Here is a 13,837-nt window from a genome sequence, read left to right as displayed (position 1 = left end):
CTCGGCGGAGGAGAACCGGGCCGCGGGCACGTGGGATCAGTCGTCGAACGCGGCGAACAGTTCGCGTTTGCTGACCTCGCGCAACCGTTCGACGTCGTACTTCTCCGGGTCGGCGACGGACAGCGAGTCGAAGACCAGGTTGACGGCGGGGACCAGTCCCCAGGCCTGGTGGTAGGGCGGCCAGCCGGGGCTGCCCCGGTCGGCGTCCAGTTGGCGTTCGAAGATGTAGTTCGCCCACTTGGGGGTGGCCGGGTAGCGGTGGTGGTAGTCGTGTACGACCGTGTCCCCCGTCAGGACGAGGTAGCGCGCGGGCGCGTGCACGAACAGCATGCGCGTGGTCCATCGGGCCCAGGCCGCGAGGCGGCGGGCGGTCGGCAGATCGGGTGAGGGGGCGGGCTCACCGATGAAGATGGCGTTGGTCAGGCTGCCGAAGTACTCCTTGCCCCGGTGCACGGTCACGTCCTGGGAGGGGAAGGTGTGCTTGACGCAGAGACGCAGGGTGTTGCTCACCTGGAACAACGGGAAGAGCGGGACGATCCAGGCGACGAGCAGGATGTGCCAAGTACCGGTGACGATGGTGATGGTCGCGGCTCCGCCGTAGAGGGTGACCGCGATCGCCTTCTCCCTGATGTCCGACCCGTGCCAGAAGGACCGGATACGGGCCACCATGAAGTTCAGGTGGAACCAGGGCGAGAAGATCTTGCCCAGGACACGGCGCCACATCCGACGGCGGGTCATCCCCGGGTGCAGGTCCAGGCTCACCAGGAACGCCTGGACCGTGGGGTCGCGCAGCGTCATGTGGTGTGCCGCGTGATGGTCGCTGACGTGCTCTTTGCTGTACCGACCGAAGTGCTGGATGATCAGCAGACCCGAGGTGGCCCGGCCGATCGCGGCGTCCAGACGACGCCGACGGTACATATTGCGGTGAGCGCACTGGTGGTAGACCATCATCCGCAGGTTGCGCATGCCGTGCAGAGTGACGGCCCAGCCCGGGAGCAGGAGCAGGAGCCAGAAACCGGAGAGGACCAGACCGACGGTGCTGATCACGGTACCGATCAGCATGGAGGAACAGGCTCCGGCCAGGTGGAATCCGGGTGTCCACCAGCTCAAAGGACCCTGTCCGGAGATCGGCTTTCCGGTGAATATCGTGAGCGGATACTGGAGGAATCCGGGAAGGACGCGCATGGTTTCACGCGGATCCGACCTGTCAGCGTGATCTTTTGCCTCTAAACCATTTCCAACGGTTGTCATAACATTCTCCTCGTGGGAGGTGTCGATTCGTTCGAAGGATCATGATTCTGCGTTCTGCGGCTGTTCTTCGGGAAGTTCACGGAGTTTGACGACCGGCGACAGGAAAACCGGAATAAAGGCCGTCGCCATGAATACGCCACCCACCCACAGGGTGGCCTGCACTCCGATCAGTTCACCCAGTACACCGGAGAGCGCCGCGCCGATCGCGAGCGCACCGGTCAGGAGAAATCGGAAGGTGGCGTTCATTCGGCCGAGCAGACGGTCGGCGGTCATGCGCTGGCGCAGACTGACGCCGAGCACATTATCCATACCGATCTTGAACATGGCCAGGAACCAGCCGGTTCCGGCCAGGTAGAGCCAGACGCCCTGGCCGACCAGGGGCACGAGCAGGCCCGCGGGCGCCAGACACAGACCGACGACGCCGAGGGTCCGCCCGTAACCGAGTCGGGCCGCGACCGGTCGGGCGCATCGGGCCCCGCACAACAGGCCCACGCCACCGGCGGCCCAGAAGAGCCCCAATGTGGCCGACGACAGGCCGAGCTCACGGACGAACCAGATCGGGAGCATGGTGTTGACGACCGACGAGCCCAGGTTGGCGAGGGCCGCGGTGATCGCGAGGGCCCGGAGTTCCCTCTTGCCGAACACGTGCCGCAGCCCCTCCCCGATCTGGGCCCGCAACGGGGGTCCCTTCTCGGGGGCGGGCGCCGGGGGCGTGTGCCGTAGAGAGGTGAGTCGTAGGGCCGAGGCCAGGTAGGAGCAGGCACTGACCGCGAGGGCCACGGGTGCGGTGAGCAGTGCGACCAGAGCGCCGCCCGCGCTGCGACCGGCCACGTTGCCGGCGGCGATCAACGTGTTGATGTCGGCGTTGGCCTGGACCAGGCTTCGGCGGTCGACCAGAGAGGGCAGGACACTCTGCGATCCCACGTCGAAGAACACCGTGGCGCAGCCGTTCAACAACACGATCGCGTAGAGGTGGATCAGGGTCAGGGAGTCCGCCCACCAGGCGAGCGGCACGGTGAGGAACAACAACGCCCGACACAGGTCGGCGGTGATCAGTACCCGTCGATGGCTGATCCGGTCCACCCAGGCGCCGGCGGGTAACCCGATGAGGAGGAACGCGACGGTGCTCAGGGTCGCGAGCGCGCCGACCTGTCCGGGGCCGGCGTCCAGGGCCGCCACCGCGACGAGCGGCACGGCGACGTAGCTGACGTTGGTGGCGAGTTGACTGAGCGTGGAGGCGGTGAACAGCACACGGAAGTCACGTACGCGCCAAGGGGAGTCGGGTCGCATGGTCCGCCCATCCGATAGTGGGTGCTCGATCGCTGCTCAGGTACCTCGCCCACCGATGGTGCGGACGGACACCCATTCCCGTTTCTCGTGATCAATGGCCGATACCGGCCACGTATGTGAAGAACAATGGCCGAATCCAGCCACAAGAGGGCCTACGAACGACCCGAACCGGACATCAGTGCAGTGGAAAGGAAATTCCTCCGCGGTCGATTTTCGCGGAGTCGCACTCCCCAGATCGTGATCATGGCGCCTGAACTGCAAAGATTCAAAAAACATAAGTCGCATTTCCGATATGCGCGGCCATCAAGGTACCCACTTCCCTAGAGAAGTAGCAATGTGATTCAGGTCACATTGACGGCGACTTTAGGCTGTTGCACGATCGATTGCGTATCCCACGGCCACCAAGAGCCCTTTTCTCCGGCGCATTAATAAGCCCTCGAAAAGACCGGGAAAATTCAGCACCGGATTGCATCACCGACGATTCCGAGGCGAATCCGGTACCACCTTCTCCGCCCACGGCCGATCGAGCCGTCATCTCTGGTGCGAGCCCCCGATCCACCGGTACGGGCGACCCGGCAGAACGACTTTCCAGCACGCCATATCCCACACAGGCCAGGTGAAAGTAAGTGACCGCACGTACCGCCCTCATGATCGGCGCCGCAGGTGGAATCCTCTCCGAGGTCGCCCGGGAGCTCGCCGCCGGGGGACACCCCCTCGTCCTCTTCGACAAGGACGAGGAGGCCGTCACCCGTCTGGCCGAGGAGCTGTCGCCGAGGACGAAGGTCGAAGCGATCGTCGGCGACGTCACCGATGTCCCCGCCGCGGAGCGACTGCTGACGGAGATCACCGAACGCCACGCCCCCTCGATCCTCGTCAACGGGGTCGGCGGCGACACCCGGATCATCGGCTACGCCGACCTGGAACACCACCACTTCGAGCAGACCCACCTGGAGAACGTGGTCGGTACGTGGATCGCGATCAAGGTGGTCGCTCCACGCATGGTGCGGGACGGTTACGGCCGCATCGTCAACTTCGCGTCGACGGGCGGACGTACGTTCAGCCGTTTCAACAACGCCGCCTACGTCGCCTCGAAGGCCGCCGTCATCGGCATGACCAAGCAGATGGGGCATGAACTCGCCGGCACTGGTGTGGTCGTGAACGTGGTGGCCCACGGGCCGATCGCCACCGAGCGTGTGGCGGGCGCCCTCGAGCGTCGCGACGAGGCGGAGCGGAAGGCCGTCCTGGCCCGACTCCCCATGGGCCGGTACGGCACGGTCGCCGAGGCCGCCGGGAGCGTACTGCACCTGTGCTCCGAGAGCGCCGGCTACTCGACCGGATCCGTCATCGACATCAACGGCGGACTTTACATGTGAGGGCCTTCCCCGCCCTCGGTAGGAAACATCGCACAAGGAGCCGGTATGGCGAAGTTCGTCGTCGAATTCGAGTACAACGTGGACCGGGAGGGTCGCCAAGGCCTGCATCCGGCCCACGCGGAGAACCTCTATCGCCTCGCCGAGAGCGGCGTCCTGCTGCTCGGCGGCCCGGTCATCGGTGACAACGCCGGGCTTCTGCTCTACGAGGTGGCGGACCGCGAGGAACTTCGGAAAGTGCTGGACGAGGAGCCCTACGTCCGAGGCGGGGTCGTCGCCGGAACCCGGATCAGGGAATGGGCACCGGGCAAGGGCGCCTGGATCTCCGTACCCGACCGCGCCGAAGAGGCCCTCTCCTCGGAAGGTGGTCGCTGACATGCTCTCGTTCGATCATGATTCCCTGCACGCCGGGGTCGTCGACCCCGAGATGGGGTCCATGCGCGTCCTCAGCGAGACCGCGCTGCGTTTCCCCGACTCCCTGTCGTTCTCGTCGGGAGCCCCCTACGACGGGAACCACGACCTCACCGATCTCTCCCGCCACGTCGAGCGGTACATCGAGCACCTACGCGCCAAGGGCCTTCCCGAGGAACGCGTCACCCGGCTCCTCTTCCAGTACGGGCCGGTCAACGGCCTCATCCGGGACGAGGTCGCCCTGATGCTGAAGCAGGACGAGGACATCGACGTTCCGCCCGAGGCCGTCATGATCACGCACGGGTTCCAGGAAGCGGCCCTGGTCGCCCTGCGCGGCCTGATCACCTCGGCCGACGACGTCCTGCTGTCGGTCTCGCCCGCCTACGTGGGCATCCGAGGCGCGGCGCGCATGCTCGACGTCCCCGTGCACGGGATCCTCGAGGGCCCGGACGGGCTCGACCCCGAGGCGGTGGCCGAGGCCGCCCGCCGGGTGCGGTCCGAGGGCCGGAGGGCCGTGGCCCTCTACCTGGTGCCCGACTTCTCCAACCCGTCCGGCACGGTGGTCCCCCTCGCGGCCCGCCGCCGGCTGCTGGAGGTGGCCGCCGAAGAGGACCTCGTGATCCTGGAGGACAACCCGTACGGGCTCTTCGCCGCCGAGGGCGCCGCGCTCCCCACACTGAAGTCCCTGGACACCGATCGTCGGGTCGTCTACCTGGGCTCCTTCGCCAAGTCGACCTTCCCCGGGGCCCGCCTCGGCTACCTGGTCGCCGACCAGGAGGTCATCGATTCCGAGGGGAACACCCGTACCCTCGCCGAGTCCCTCTCCCCGGCCAAGGCCATGTTCACGGTCGGCTCCTCCACCCTCTCTCAGGCCGTGGTCGGCGGGATCCTCGTCGAGAACGGCTACGACCTGCGCTCCGCCACCCGTGAACTCGCCGCGATCTACCAGGAGCGACTGAGAGCGGCCCTGGACGCCCTGTCCGAGCACTTCCCCGACGGCGGTGACCACGGGGTCACCTGGAACACCCCGAGCGGCGGGTTCTTCCTGGTCCTGAAGGTCCCCTTCGTCGCCGACCTCGCGGCCATGGAACGTTCGGCCCGTGACCACGGGGTGAGCTGGGCCCCCATGAGCATGTTCCACCTCGACGACGACGGCGGGCGTCGTGAGATCCGCATCGGCTTCAGCAACCTCGCCCCCGACGCGATCCGCGAAGGGATCGCGCGGTTGGCCGGCTTCATCGAGAAAACCCCGCACGACACACCTGAGGAACGGTCTTGAACCCCGAAGCGCCCACCGCCGTCGTCGTCGACGGCTACTCGGCAGGAAACTTCTACCCGGGGGCCTTCGCCTCCGTCGGCGCCCGGGTGGTCCATGTACAGAGCACCCCGGAACTCATCCCGACCATGCGCGCCCCCGAACTCTCCGCCTACGCGGAGAACATCGTCTGCTCCGACGAGGAACGACTGGTCGAACTCCTGCGGCCCTACGATCCGATCGCCGTGGTCCCGGGTCAGGAGTCCTCGGTACGGGTGGCCGACCGGCTCAGCGCAGCCCTCGACGTGAAGTCCAACGGCACGGCGCTCTCCCCCGCCCGTCGCGACAAGTACGAGATGATCGAGACGCTGCGCCGGGCCGGGGTGCGCTGCGCCGACCAGATCAAGAGCGACGATCCCGAGCTGCTCGTCAAGTGGGCGCGGGACCGCGGCGCCTGGCCCGTGGTGGTCAAGCCGGTCGGTTCGGCCGCCTCCGACGGCGTGTTCGTCTGCGATGACGCCGAGGAGGTCCGGACCGCCGTCGAACGGAACCTGGGCTCCCGGGACATCTTCGGCTCCACCAACACCGAGGTACTGGTCCAGTCCTACCTGGAGGGGACGGAGTACATCGTCGACACCGTCGGAGCCGACGGCCATCGCCACGTCGCCGGGGTCTGGCGGTACGAGAAGAGGCCGTTGCCCTCCGGGCAGAGGGTCTACGACCGGGAGATCCTGCTGGCCCCGGACGAGGCGCCGGTCCCGGAACTCATCGCCTACGTGGACGAGGTCCTCGCGGCGTTGAACATACGGTGGGGCCCCGCCCACGCCGAGGTCATCGTCACCGACCAGGGGCCGGTCCTGGTCGAGATCGCCGCCCGTCTCAACGGTCTGGTGCACCCCGGCTTCCAAGAGCTGTGCCTGGGCGTCGACCAGGCCGGTCTCTCCGCGTTGGCCTACGCCCACCCCGAGAGGTTCGTCCGGGAGTACGGCGGCCGGACCTACCGCAAGCTCCGGTCCGCCTACAGCTACAACCCGGCCACCACGCTCGACGGTGTCCTGGAGAGCGTGGACCAGGACGTCCTCGCGCGGATCAACGAACTGCCCAGCGTGTTCCTGACCAGTCCGAAGTACGGGCCGGGCGATCGGATCCGCCCCACCACGGACCTGCTCTCGGCCGCCATGCGCATCTATCTGACCTCGGACGACGAAGATCGGCTCGCCGCCGATCATGAGGCGGCCCGCGCCCTCCAGGGGTCGCTCTACCGCCTGGCCTGACCTTCGGGCCCCACCATCGCCCCGCCCCTCTCCTCTACCGGAGGCACATCCGTGCACAGTCGTATAGGTATCTTCCTGTCCCCCGTCCACGAGACGGGACAGGACCCGCATCTGGCGATCCAACGCGACCTCGACCTCGTGGAGCTCGCCGACCGCCTGAACTTCGACGAGGCCTGGTTCGGCGAACACCACACCCTGGGCTGGGGTCTCGTCGGCGCCCCCGAGACCCTGATCGCCGCCGCGAGTCAACGCACCCGGCAGATCAGGCTCGCGCACGGCGTGGTCCCGCTCTCCGGCCACCACCCCTTCCACGTCGCCAGTCGTGCCGTACACCTGCACCACCTCTCCCAGGGCCGCTACATCCTGGGCGTGGGCCCGGGCGTCCCCTTCGACGCGCCCATGTTCGGCCTCGACGGGGCGACCCAGCGCAGGCGTCTGGACGAGGCGCTGCCGAGCCTTCTCGAGCTGGTCAACGGCGAGGGTGTCGTCGACCAGAAGACCGACTGGTACGAGCTGCGGAACGCCAGACTTCAGCTGCCCCGGTTCGGACCCGACCCGATCGAGGTCGCGCTGGCCACCTCCGGCACCTCGGTGACCAGCCCCCGCCTCATCGGCCGGTACGGACTGAGCATGACCTCCTTCGCCCTCCCGTTCGCGCTGATGACCCCGGGCGCCCCGGACCACATCGGCCTGGCCCAACAGTGGAAGTACGCGGAGGAGGCCGCCGAGGAGTTCGGCCGGACCCTGGACCGCGATCGATGGCGCATCGCCCTTCCGGTGCACGTCGCCGAGACCCGGAAACAGGCGTTCGACGAGGTCCGCGAGGGCTACGACCGCTGGTTGTTCGAATACTTCGGCAAGGCGGCGGGACGCGACGTCCAGCCCCCCGGTGTCCCTCGGGAGCAGCTCCTGGAGGCCCGGGTCGAGGCCGGCGGAGCCCTCGTCGGCTCCGTGGACGACGTGGTCGCCGGCATCCGGAAGATGCAGGAGGCCACCGGAGGCTTCGGCACCCTCCTGGTCTACGCCGCGGACTGGACCACCTACGAGAACACCGACCGCAGCCTCGAACTCCTGGCGCGCCACGTCGCCCCTCGGATCAACGGTGCCGCGGACCGGCCGCGGGAGGCCGTGGACCGGGCGATCGCCGCCCGTTCCTCCCGGTAAGACCTCGATGACCCGTCACGGCCGGGCGTCCGGGAACGAACGGTGGAACAAGGGGAGAGCATCCGCATGACGCAACAGAGCACGTCGGCGCACCGTCCCCTGGACCGGCGTCTGTTCCGGGACGTCCTCGGCCGTTTCGCCACCGGGGTCGTCCTCATCACCACGCGTACGGAGGACGGCCCCGCGGGCATGGTCGTCAACTCCTTCACCTCCGTCTCACTCGACCCTCCGCTCGTCGCCTTCTGCGCGGCCCGCACCTCGACCACCTGGCCGAGGATCCGGGCGACCGGAGACTTCGCCGTCAGCATCCTCGGAGAGGGGCACGTCGACCTCTGTCGACGTTTCGGCGTCCGCGCCGCCGACCGGTTCGCCGGACGCGGCTGGACGTCCACCCCGGCCGGCCACCCCGTCCCGGCGGACGGGCTGGGCTGGCTGGACTGCGCGATCACCGTGGTCCACCCGGCGGGCGACCACGAACTGATCATCGCCTCCACCATCGACGGCGCACCGACCGGACCGGCCGAACCCCTGGTGTTCCACGGGAGCCGGTTCCGTGTCCTGGCACCCGAGAAACCCACATCGACCGAGCCCATGACCCACCGGCGTACAGGAAGACCGAGCTGAGAAGGAAGCTGACATCGTGGGCAGTACGCAGTGGCAGAAGCACTGGCGCACGCGCCGTGTCCCTTTCGCGGAGGAATGCCGGCGGGCCGGGGAGGCCTTCCTGGTGGACCTGAAGGACCCGGCCACGGCACAGAGGCGGGTCCTCGACGACGTCATCGCCCTGTGCGCGGACTCGCTCCATTGGAAGGAGCGCGGTCACGACGTCCTCACGACGGCCCCGGACGCCTTCCGGGACACCCTTCCCGTGATGCGCTACGACGACTTCACCGAAGAGATCGACCGTGAGATCCGGACCAAGGGCGGAACCCTCTCCTGTAGCCCCGTCCTGCGCTGGTTGAAGACGAGCGGGACGACGGGCGTCCCCAAACGTGTCCCCTACACCCTGCACTGGCTGCTCAAGTACCGTATCCCCGCGATGCGGGCCATGTGGGGCGTCTACCTGGAACACCACCCCGAGATCCTCGCCCACCCGTACGCGGCGCTCGACACCCAGACCGTCTACGAGGACGTCGACGACTTCCTGGCCGGCGTCCCCTATCAGGCCATCAGCAACCGCCATCCGAAGATCAACGCCCGGGACTGGAACCCGCCGTGGTCCGCCGCGCCGTGGTTCGGCACCGCCGCGCCCTCCTCGCACTCCGGGCGGATGTACCACCGGATCCGCCACTTCCTCGGCGAGGACCTGCGCTTCGTCTCGGCCATCAACCCGAGCACCCTGATCTCGTTACGCGACCTCATCGTCGAGCACGGAGAGGACCTGGTCCGCGACCTCGCCGAGGGCACACTCGAAGGTCGGCCCCACACCGACCCCGACCCCGAGCGGGCCCGCCGCTTCCAGGCGGTCCTGGACCGGGGCGAGTTCACGCTCAAGGACGTCTGGCCGTCGCTGAACACCTACAGTTCCTGGTTGTCGTCCTCGGCCAAGCTCTACCTGCCCCGGTTGGAGGCCGTCCTCCCCGGGGTGTCCGCCATGCCGTTCATGAGCTGCGGAACCGAGGGGGTGACCACCATCCCCGTCGACGACTCCCTCGACAGCCAGCCTCTGGCGGTCGGCCAGGCCTTCTTCGAGTTCGTACCGGCGGAGACGGACCTGGGCGCCCTGCTCGACGCGGGCGAGCGGGTCGAGACCCTGCTGTTCGACGAGGTGGAGGAGGGTCGCGACTATCACCTGATCATGACCCAGGCCAACGGCCTGTACCGACTGTGGACCGGCGACGTCTACCACGTCGACCGGTTCGTGGACGGAACCCCGTGGGTGCACTTCGTCCACCGGGACGGGATCTTCCACTCCTTCACCGGGGAGAAGATCACCGAGACCCAGGTCACCAGGGCCATCGAACGGGCCATGACGGCGGCCGGACGTTCGGTCGGGCTCTACCTGTGCGGTCCGCGCTGGAGCGAGCCGCCGTACTACGTGATGGTCGGCGAGATCTCCGACCCCGGCGAGGAACAGGACCGTCTCCTGTCGGAGGGGGTGGACCGCGCGCTCCAGGACATCAACATCGAGTACGCCTCCAAGCGCACCAGCGGCAGACTCGCCCCGCTCACCTTCACCACCGTCCCGCACGGCGGCATCGCCGCCTACGTCGAGTCCCGCCGGCAGCGGGGCAACACCACCCAGTACAAGTACAAGCCCTTCCAGCAGGACACCGACTTCGCCGCCGACATCCTCGGCGACACGGCATCGACGGGAGCGCACCGGTGATCGAGACCAAGAGGCCGCCTCAGAACGTACGTCGAGAGATCATCACGCTGTCGGCCGACGACGGTGCCCGGCTGGCCCTCCACCTGTGGCGGCCCCGACGCCGCCCCAAGGGCGCGGTCTTCTACTTCCACGGGTTACAGAGCCACGCCGGGTGGCTGTGGGAGGTGGGGCCCCGGTTCGCGGACAACGACATCGCCTTCTTCGTCCTGGACCGACGCGGCAGCGGGGTCAGCGACGGCCCCCGCAACGAGATCCCGGACGTGGCCACCGTCATCTCCGACTACACCGTCGCCCTGACCCACGTTCGCGAGACGATCGGCGACGACGTCCCCCTGTCCCTCTTCGGGCACTGCCTGGGAGGGTCCTTCCTGGCCGCCCTGGTGCACCACGCCGACTTCACCGTCCGCTACGAGGCCGCCGTCTACTGCTCGACGTGGCTGGGACGGCTGCACTCGCTGCTCGGCGAGAGCGAACGGGCGGCCCTGGCCGCCGACACCGGAACCCAACTGTGGGACGCCGGTCTGCGGTCGGAGGACTTCACCGCGGTACCCCGTTACCAGCGGTTCATCGACGACGACGATCTCGCGATCCGGTCGATCACCCGCCGCTCCCGCGGCACCCTCCTGGAGCTGGAACGCCTCTACGTCGACCCGGACCACCCGGACCGGAGTGAACCTCCCCGTGTACCGACCGTGTTCGTGTCCGGGCTGACCGACCCCTTCCTCGACCTCGACGACAGCCGCCGCGTGTTCGACCGGATGGTCACCGAACGGGGCACGATCATCCATTTCCCGACCGATCGGCACTACCTCTTCTACACCGACGTCCGGGACGACCTCGTCGACTGGGCGTCCACCCACACCCTGCTCCAAGGCCTGGACCGGGATGTCTGAGTCCGGGGCCCGGCTGTACCGGGCGGCGCCGCCGATGCTGGCCCGGTTCGACCACCCGGCGGCCCGCCGTTCCACCGCCGACGGCCTCGTCCTGAGTCTGACCGTCGACGGCACGACCGGGGTCGGAGAATGCGCGCCGCGTTCCTACGTCACCGGTGAGACGACCGCGAGCGTGGGCGAGACCCTGCTCCGGGTCCCGATGGACCGGTTGTTCGCCCGGTTGAGGTCCGTTCCTCCGGAGGATCTCCTGGAACGGCTACGGGAGGCGCCCTTCGAGGAGGTGTTCGCGGAGGTCCTGAGTCCCGCCGTCGCGGGCGGTGCCCCCGGACGGAACAACAACCTGATCTGTCTGATCGAGACGGCCGTGCTGGACCTGATCGCCCGCCGCCTCGACCTCCCCGCCACCGACCTCGTGCCCGATCCGATCCGAACGTCCTCCGAACCGTCGATGCTTCCGATCTCCCAGGTCCTCGATCTGGGAACCGACGTCGACACCTTTCTGAACGAGCGCGGGCCCTTCCACTTCGTCAAGGTCAAGGCCTCCACCGACCTCGAACAGGACGTCCGTACGATCACGGCGATCCGGGAGCGGCTGGGCCCGGAGATCCCCGTCATGGTCGACGCGAACATGAGCTGGACCTCCGAGACCGCCGTGCCGAACGCCCTCCGGCTGCGCGACGTCGGGGTGGACCTCCTGGAGGAGCCGCTGCCCCCTCGTTCCTGGAAGGACCTTCGCGTCCTACGTCGGGAGACCGGCGTCCGCGTCATGTTGGACGAGTCGGTCCTCACTCTCGCGGACGCCCGGACGGCCGTGGACACCGAGGCGTGCGACGCCGTGAACGTGCGCGTCGCCAAGAACGGCGGCCTGTCCGCCTCGTCCCGTCTGATCTCGTACGCCCGGGGCACGGGCCTGGCCTTCCAGATCGGTGTACAGGTCGCGGAGGTCGGGCCCCTGATCAACGCCGGACGGGCCCTGGCCTTCCGCGCCCCGGACGCACTCACCGTCGAGGCCGGTCAGTCCGACCGCTTCTTCGCCGACTCCGACGTGATCGTCTCACCGCGCCCCCTGGTGGACCGCCGGACCAACACCCTGGCACCGCCCCCCGGCCCCGGCTTCGGTATGCGCCTGAACGCGTCCGCCGAACGCTGGGCCTCCCGGTCCTGGTACCACGACCGCTGGATCCCCGCTTCCTCCGAGGTGACCTCCTGATGCCCACCCTGTACGAATGCGTCCACCGGGGCGAGCGCCACTTCGGCCTCGACTCCCCCGGGGCCACCACCCTCCACCTGTACCCGCTCGGCGATCTCGATCTCCAGTCCACCCTGCTCGCGGCGAACGGCGACGTCCCCGCCCTCACCGAGGCCCTGACCCGGGGGCGTGAGGCGACACCCGTCCCCGCCTCCGACGTACGGCTCCGTCCGCCACTGCTGCCGGACTCCGTCGGCGACGCGCTGGTCGGTGGTTTCATGGCGACCCATCACGCCAAGGTCGACGCCGCCGAGAACACCATGCCCAACTGGTTCTTCAAGGGCCTCGGCGACGTCCTGAAGGTCCCCGGAGAGACACTGCGCGTACCGTCCGGAGCCGTCGCTTTGACGGAGGAGGCGGAGGTCGTCCTCGTCTACCTCACCGACCCCTCCGGAACCCCGCGCTACGTCGGCCACACCTTCGGCAACGACCTGACCGACATCGGTCGTTTCAAGCGGAACAACGGGCACCTCTCCTACGCCAAGCTCTGCGACGCGGGGATCTCCCCCTGGCTCTTCCTGGACGCCCCGCCCCGCCACGTCACGGGTCATGTCACCATCGAGCGGGACGGCGGACCCGTGTGGCAGGGCGCCTTCACCACGGGGACCAAGGCCATCCTGTACGACGTGCCCGAGATGATCTCCGGTCTCTTCGCGTACGAGGCGCTGCTCGCTCCGGGGCGTGTGCACTACGTCTACCTCGGCGCCGACCGCAGCAGCTTCCACAGTGGGTTCTCGATGGAGGGCGGTGACCGGATCGAGATGAGGTTCGGCACCCACGACGTCCTCCTGACGAACACGGTGGCGGCCCACTGAGCCCGAGACCCCTCTGCCCGACACCGGAGAAGGCCCTGTTCGCAGGGCCTTTCTCATGTCCCGATCCCTGCGCGGGAACGACGGACCCGGGCGAACGCTCGAAAAAAATCCTCATTCGGGAGAACCTCGGCGCCCCGACCGCCATCAGAACGCCCGAAAAGGAACAATGAGAGCACGCGGGACGACCCGCGAAGCGAAGGAGATAAAGCGGAACACGTGACCCGGGGTTCGATATGGAGAATCCCCCGGTACAACGGTCCGATCAGCATCCGAGAACGGTGTTCTCACCGCGGTCGGAACCGTGGAACGTCGACTGCGACGTCCACCCGATGAGACGAAGACCGAGGTCGAAGCGGATCTCGTCAAGGAACGCCGGCAGGGGCGCGCCCTCGTGAAGCGCGCCGGATCCGAATTTTTCGAAACACCGCGACCCGCCCTTCGCGCGTTTCCACATCCCCCGAAAATTCCGATGCCGTCATGGTCATGCCCGAATACCCGCAATTCAGCATCTCCTTCCGGGGGAAAGAAAGGAAGCG

At 67.9% G+C, this 13,837-nt stretch carries 12 protein-coding genes; 10 read left to right on the top strand and 2 right to left on the bottom strand.

Annotated features, from left to right (window positions below):
- Positions 1 to 36 precede the first annotated feature (36 nt).
- Complete coding sequence (locus D451_RS0112115) at positions 37 to 1,185, bottom strand: hypothetical protein (RefSeq protein ID WP_014909382.1); 1,149 nt, start codon at positions 1,183 to 1,185, stop codon at positions 37 to 39.
- Positions 1,186 to 1,290: 105 nt separating this feature from the next.
- Complete coding sequence (locus D451_RS0112110) at positions 1,291 to 2,541, bottom strand: MFS transporter (RefSeq protein WP_017534604.1); 1,251 nt, start codon at positions 2,539 to 2,541, stop codon at positions 1,291 to 1,293.
- Positions 2,542 to 3,167: 626 nt separating this feature from the next.
- Here D451_RS0112110 and D451_RS0112105 point away from each other — a divergent pair.
- From D451_RS0112105 to D451_RS0112060, 10 genes are all read left to right on the top strand, one after another.
- A complete protein-coding gene (locus D451_RS0112105) occupies positions 3,168 to 3,914 on the top strand; it encodes an SDR family NAD(P)-dependent oxidoreductase (RefSeq protein ID WP_014913549.1) in 747 nt (248 codons plus the stop codon).
- A gap of 45 nt (positions 3,915 to 3,959) precedes the next feature.
- On the top strand, positions 3,960 to 4,286 hold the full coding sequence (locus tag D451_RS0112100) for a YciI family protein (RefSeq protein WP_014909441.1): 327 nt from the start codon (positions 3,960 to 3,962) through the stop codon (positions 4,284 to 4,286).
- A 1-nt stretch (position 4,287) separates the two neighbouring features.
- Complete coding sequence (locus tag D451_RS0112095) at positions 4,288 to 5,601, top strand: aminotransferase-like domain-containing protein (RefSeq protein WP_017534603.1); 1,314 nt, start codon at positions 4,288 to 4,290, stop codon at positions 5,599 to 5,601.
- Entirely contained in the window at positions 5,598 to 6,851 is a 1,254-nt protein-coding gene (locus D451_RS0112090) for an ATP-grasp domain-containing protein (protein WP_017534602.1), read from the top strand. Before D451_RS0112095 ends, D451_RS0112090 begins: the two co-directional genes overlap by 4 nt.
- Before the next feature lie 51 nt (positions 6,852 to 6,902).
- Positions 6,903 to 8,015, top strand: a complete 1,113-nt coding sequence (locus D451_RS0112085) for an LLM class flavin-dependent oxidoreductase (protein WP_014909555.1) — start codon at positions 6,903 to 6,905, stop codon at positions 8,013 to 8,015.
- A gap of 66 nt (positions 8,016 to 8,081) precedes the next feature.
- Complete coding sequence (locus D451_RS0112080; protein WP_017534601.1) at positions 8,082 to 8,639, top strand: flavin reductase family protein; 558 nt, start codon at positions 8,082 to 8,084, stop codon at positions 8,637 to 8,639.
- A 16-nt stretch (positions 8,640 to 8,655) separates the two neighbouring features.
- On the top strand, positions 8,656 to 10,344 hold the full coding sequence (locus D451_RS0112075; protein WP_017534600.1) for a GH3 family domain-containing protein: 1,689 nt from the start codon (positions 8,656 to 8,658) through the stop codon (positions 10,342 to 10,344).
- Entirely contained in the window at positions 10,341 to 11,237 is an 897-nt protein-coding gene (locus tag D451_RS0112070) for an alpha/beta hydrolase (RefSeq protein ID WP_014911520.1), read from the top strand. The genes D451_RS0112075 and D451_RS0112070 overlap by 4 nt, the downstream gene beginning before the upstream one ends.
- A complete protein-coding gene (locus D451_RS0112065) occupies positions 11,230 to 12,447 on the top strand; it encodes a mandelate racemase/muconate lactonizing enzyme family protein (protein WP_017534599.1) in 1,218 nt (405 codons plus the stop codon). Before D451_RS0112070 ends, D451_RS0112065 begins: the two co-directional genes overlap by 8 nt.
- The gene (locus D451_RS0112060) at positions 12,447 to 13,301 is read left to right on the top strand and encodes a fumarylacetoacetate hydrolase family protein (RefSeq protein ID WP_017534598.1); all 855 of its coding nucleotides are present in this window, start codon (positions 12,447 to 12,449) and stop codon (positions 13,299 to 13,301) included. Before D451_RS0112065 ends, D451_RS0112060 begins: the two co-directional genes overlap by 1 nt.
- Positions 13,302 to 13,837 lie beyond the last annotated feature (536 nt).

The sequence above is a fragment of the Nocardiopsis alba DSM 43377 genome (assembly GCF_000341225.1).
In the GTDB taxonomy this organism is placed as follows: Bacteria; Actinomycetota; Actinomycetes; order Streptosporangiales; family Streptosporangiaceae; genus Nocardiopsis; species Nocardiopsis alba.
The sequence above is the reverse complement of the archived record's forward strand: the minus strand, read 5'-3'. Positions and strand labels throughout refer to the sequence as shown.

What these genes read in the sequence shown, in the direction of transcription:
- D451_RS0112115 (WP_014909382.1), bottom strand. Translation starts at nt 1,185, where the DNA reads ATGCGCGTCCTTCCCGGATTCCTCCAGTATCCGCTCACGATATTCACC.
- D451_RS0112110 (WP_017534604.1), bottom strand. Translation starts at nt 2,541, where the DNA reads ATGCGACCCGACTCCCCTTGGCGCGTACGTGACTTCCGTGTGCTGTTC.
- D451_RS0112100 (WP_014909441.1), top strand. Translation starts at nt 3,960, where the DNA reads ATGGCGAAGTTCGTCGTCGAATTCGAGTACAACGTGGACCGGGAGGGT.
- D451_RS0112095 (WP_017534603.1), top strand. Translation starts at nt 4,288, where the DNA reads ATGCTCTCGTTCGATCATGATTCCCTGCACGCCGGGGTCGTCGACCCC.
- D451_RS0112080 (WP_017534601.1), top strand. Translation starts at nt 8,082, where the DNA reads ATGACGCAACAGAGCACGTCGGCGCACCGTCCCCTGGACCGGCGTCTG.
- D451_RS0112065 (WP_017534599.1), top strand. Translation starts at nt 11,230, where the DNA reads ATGTCTGAGTCCGGGGCCCGGCTGTACCGGGCGGCGCCGCCGATGCTG.
- D451_RS0112060 (WP_017534598.1), top strand. Translation starts at nt 12,447, where the DNA reads ATGCCCACCCTGTACGAATGCGTCCACCGGGGCGAGCGCCACTTCGGC.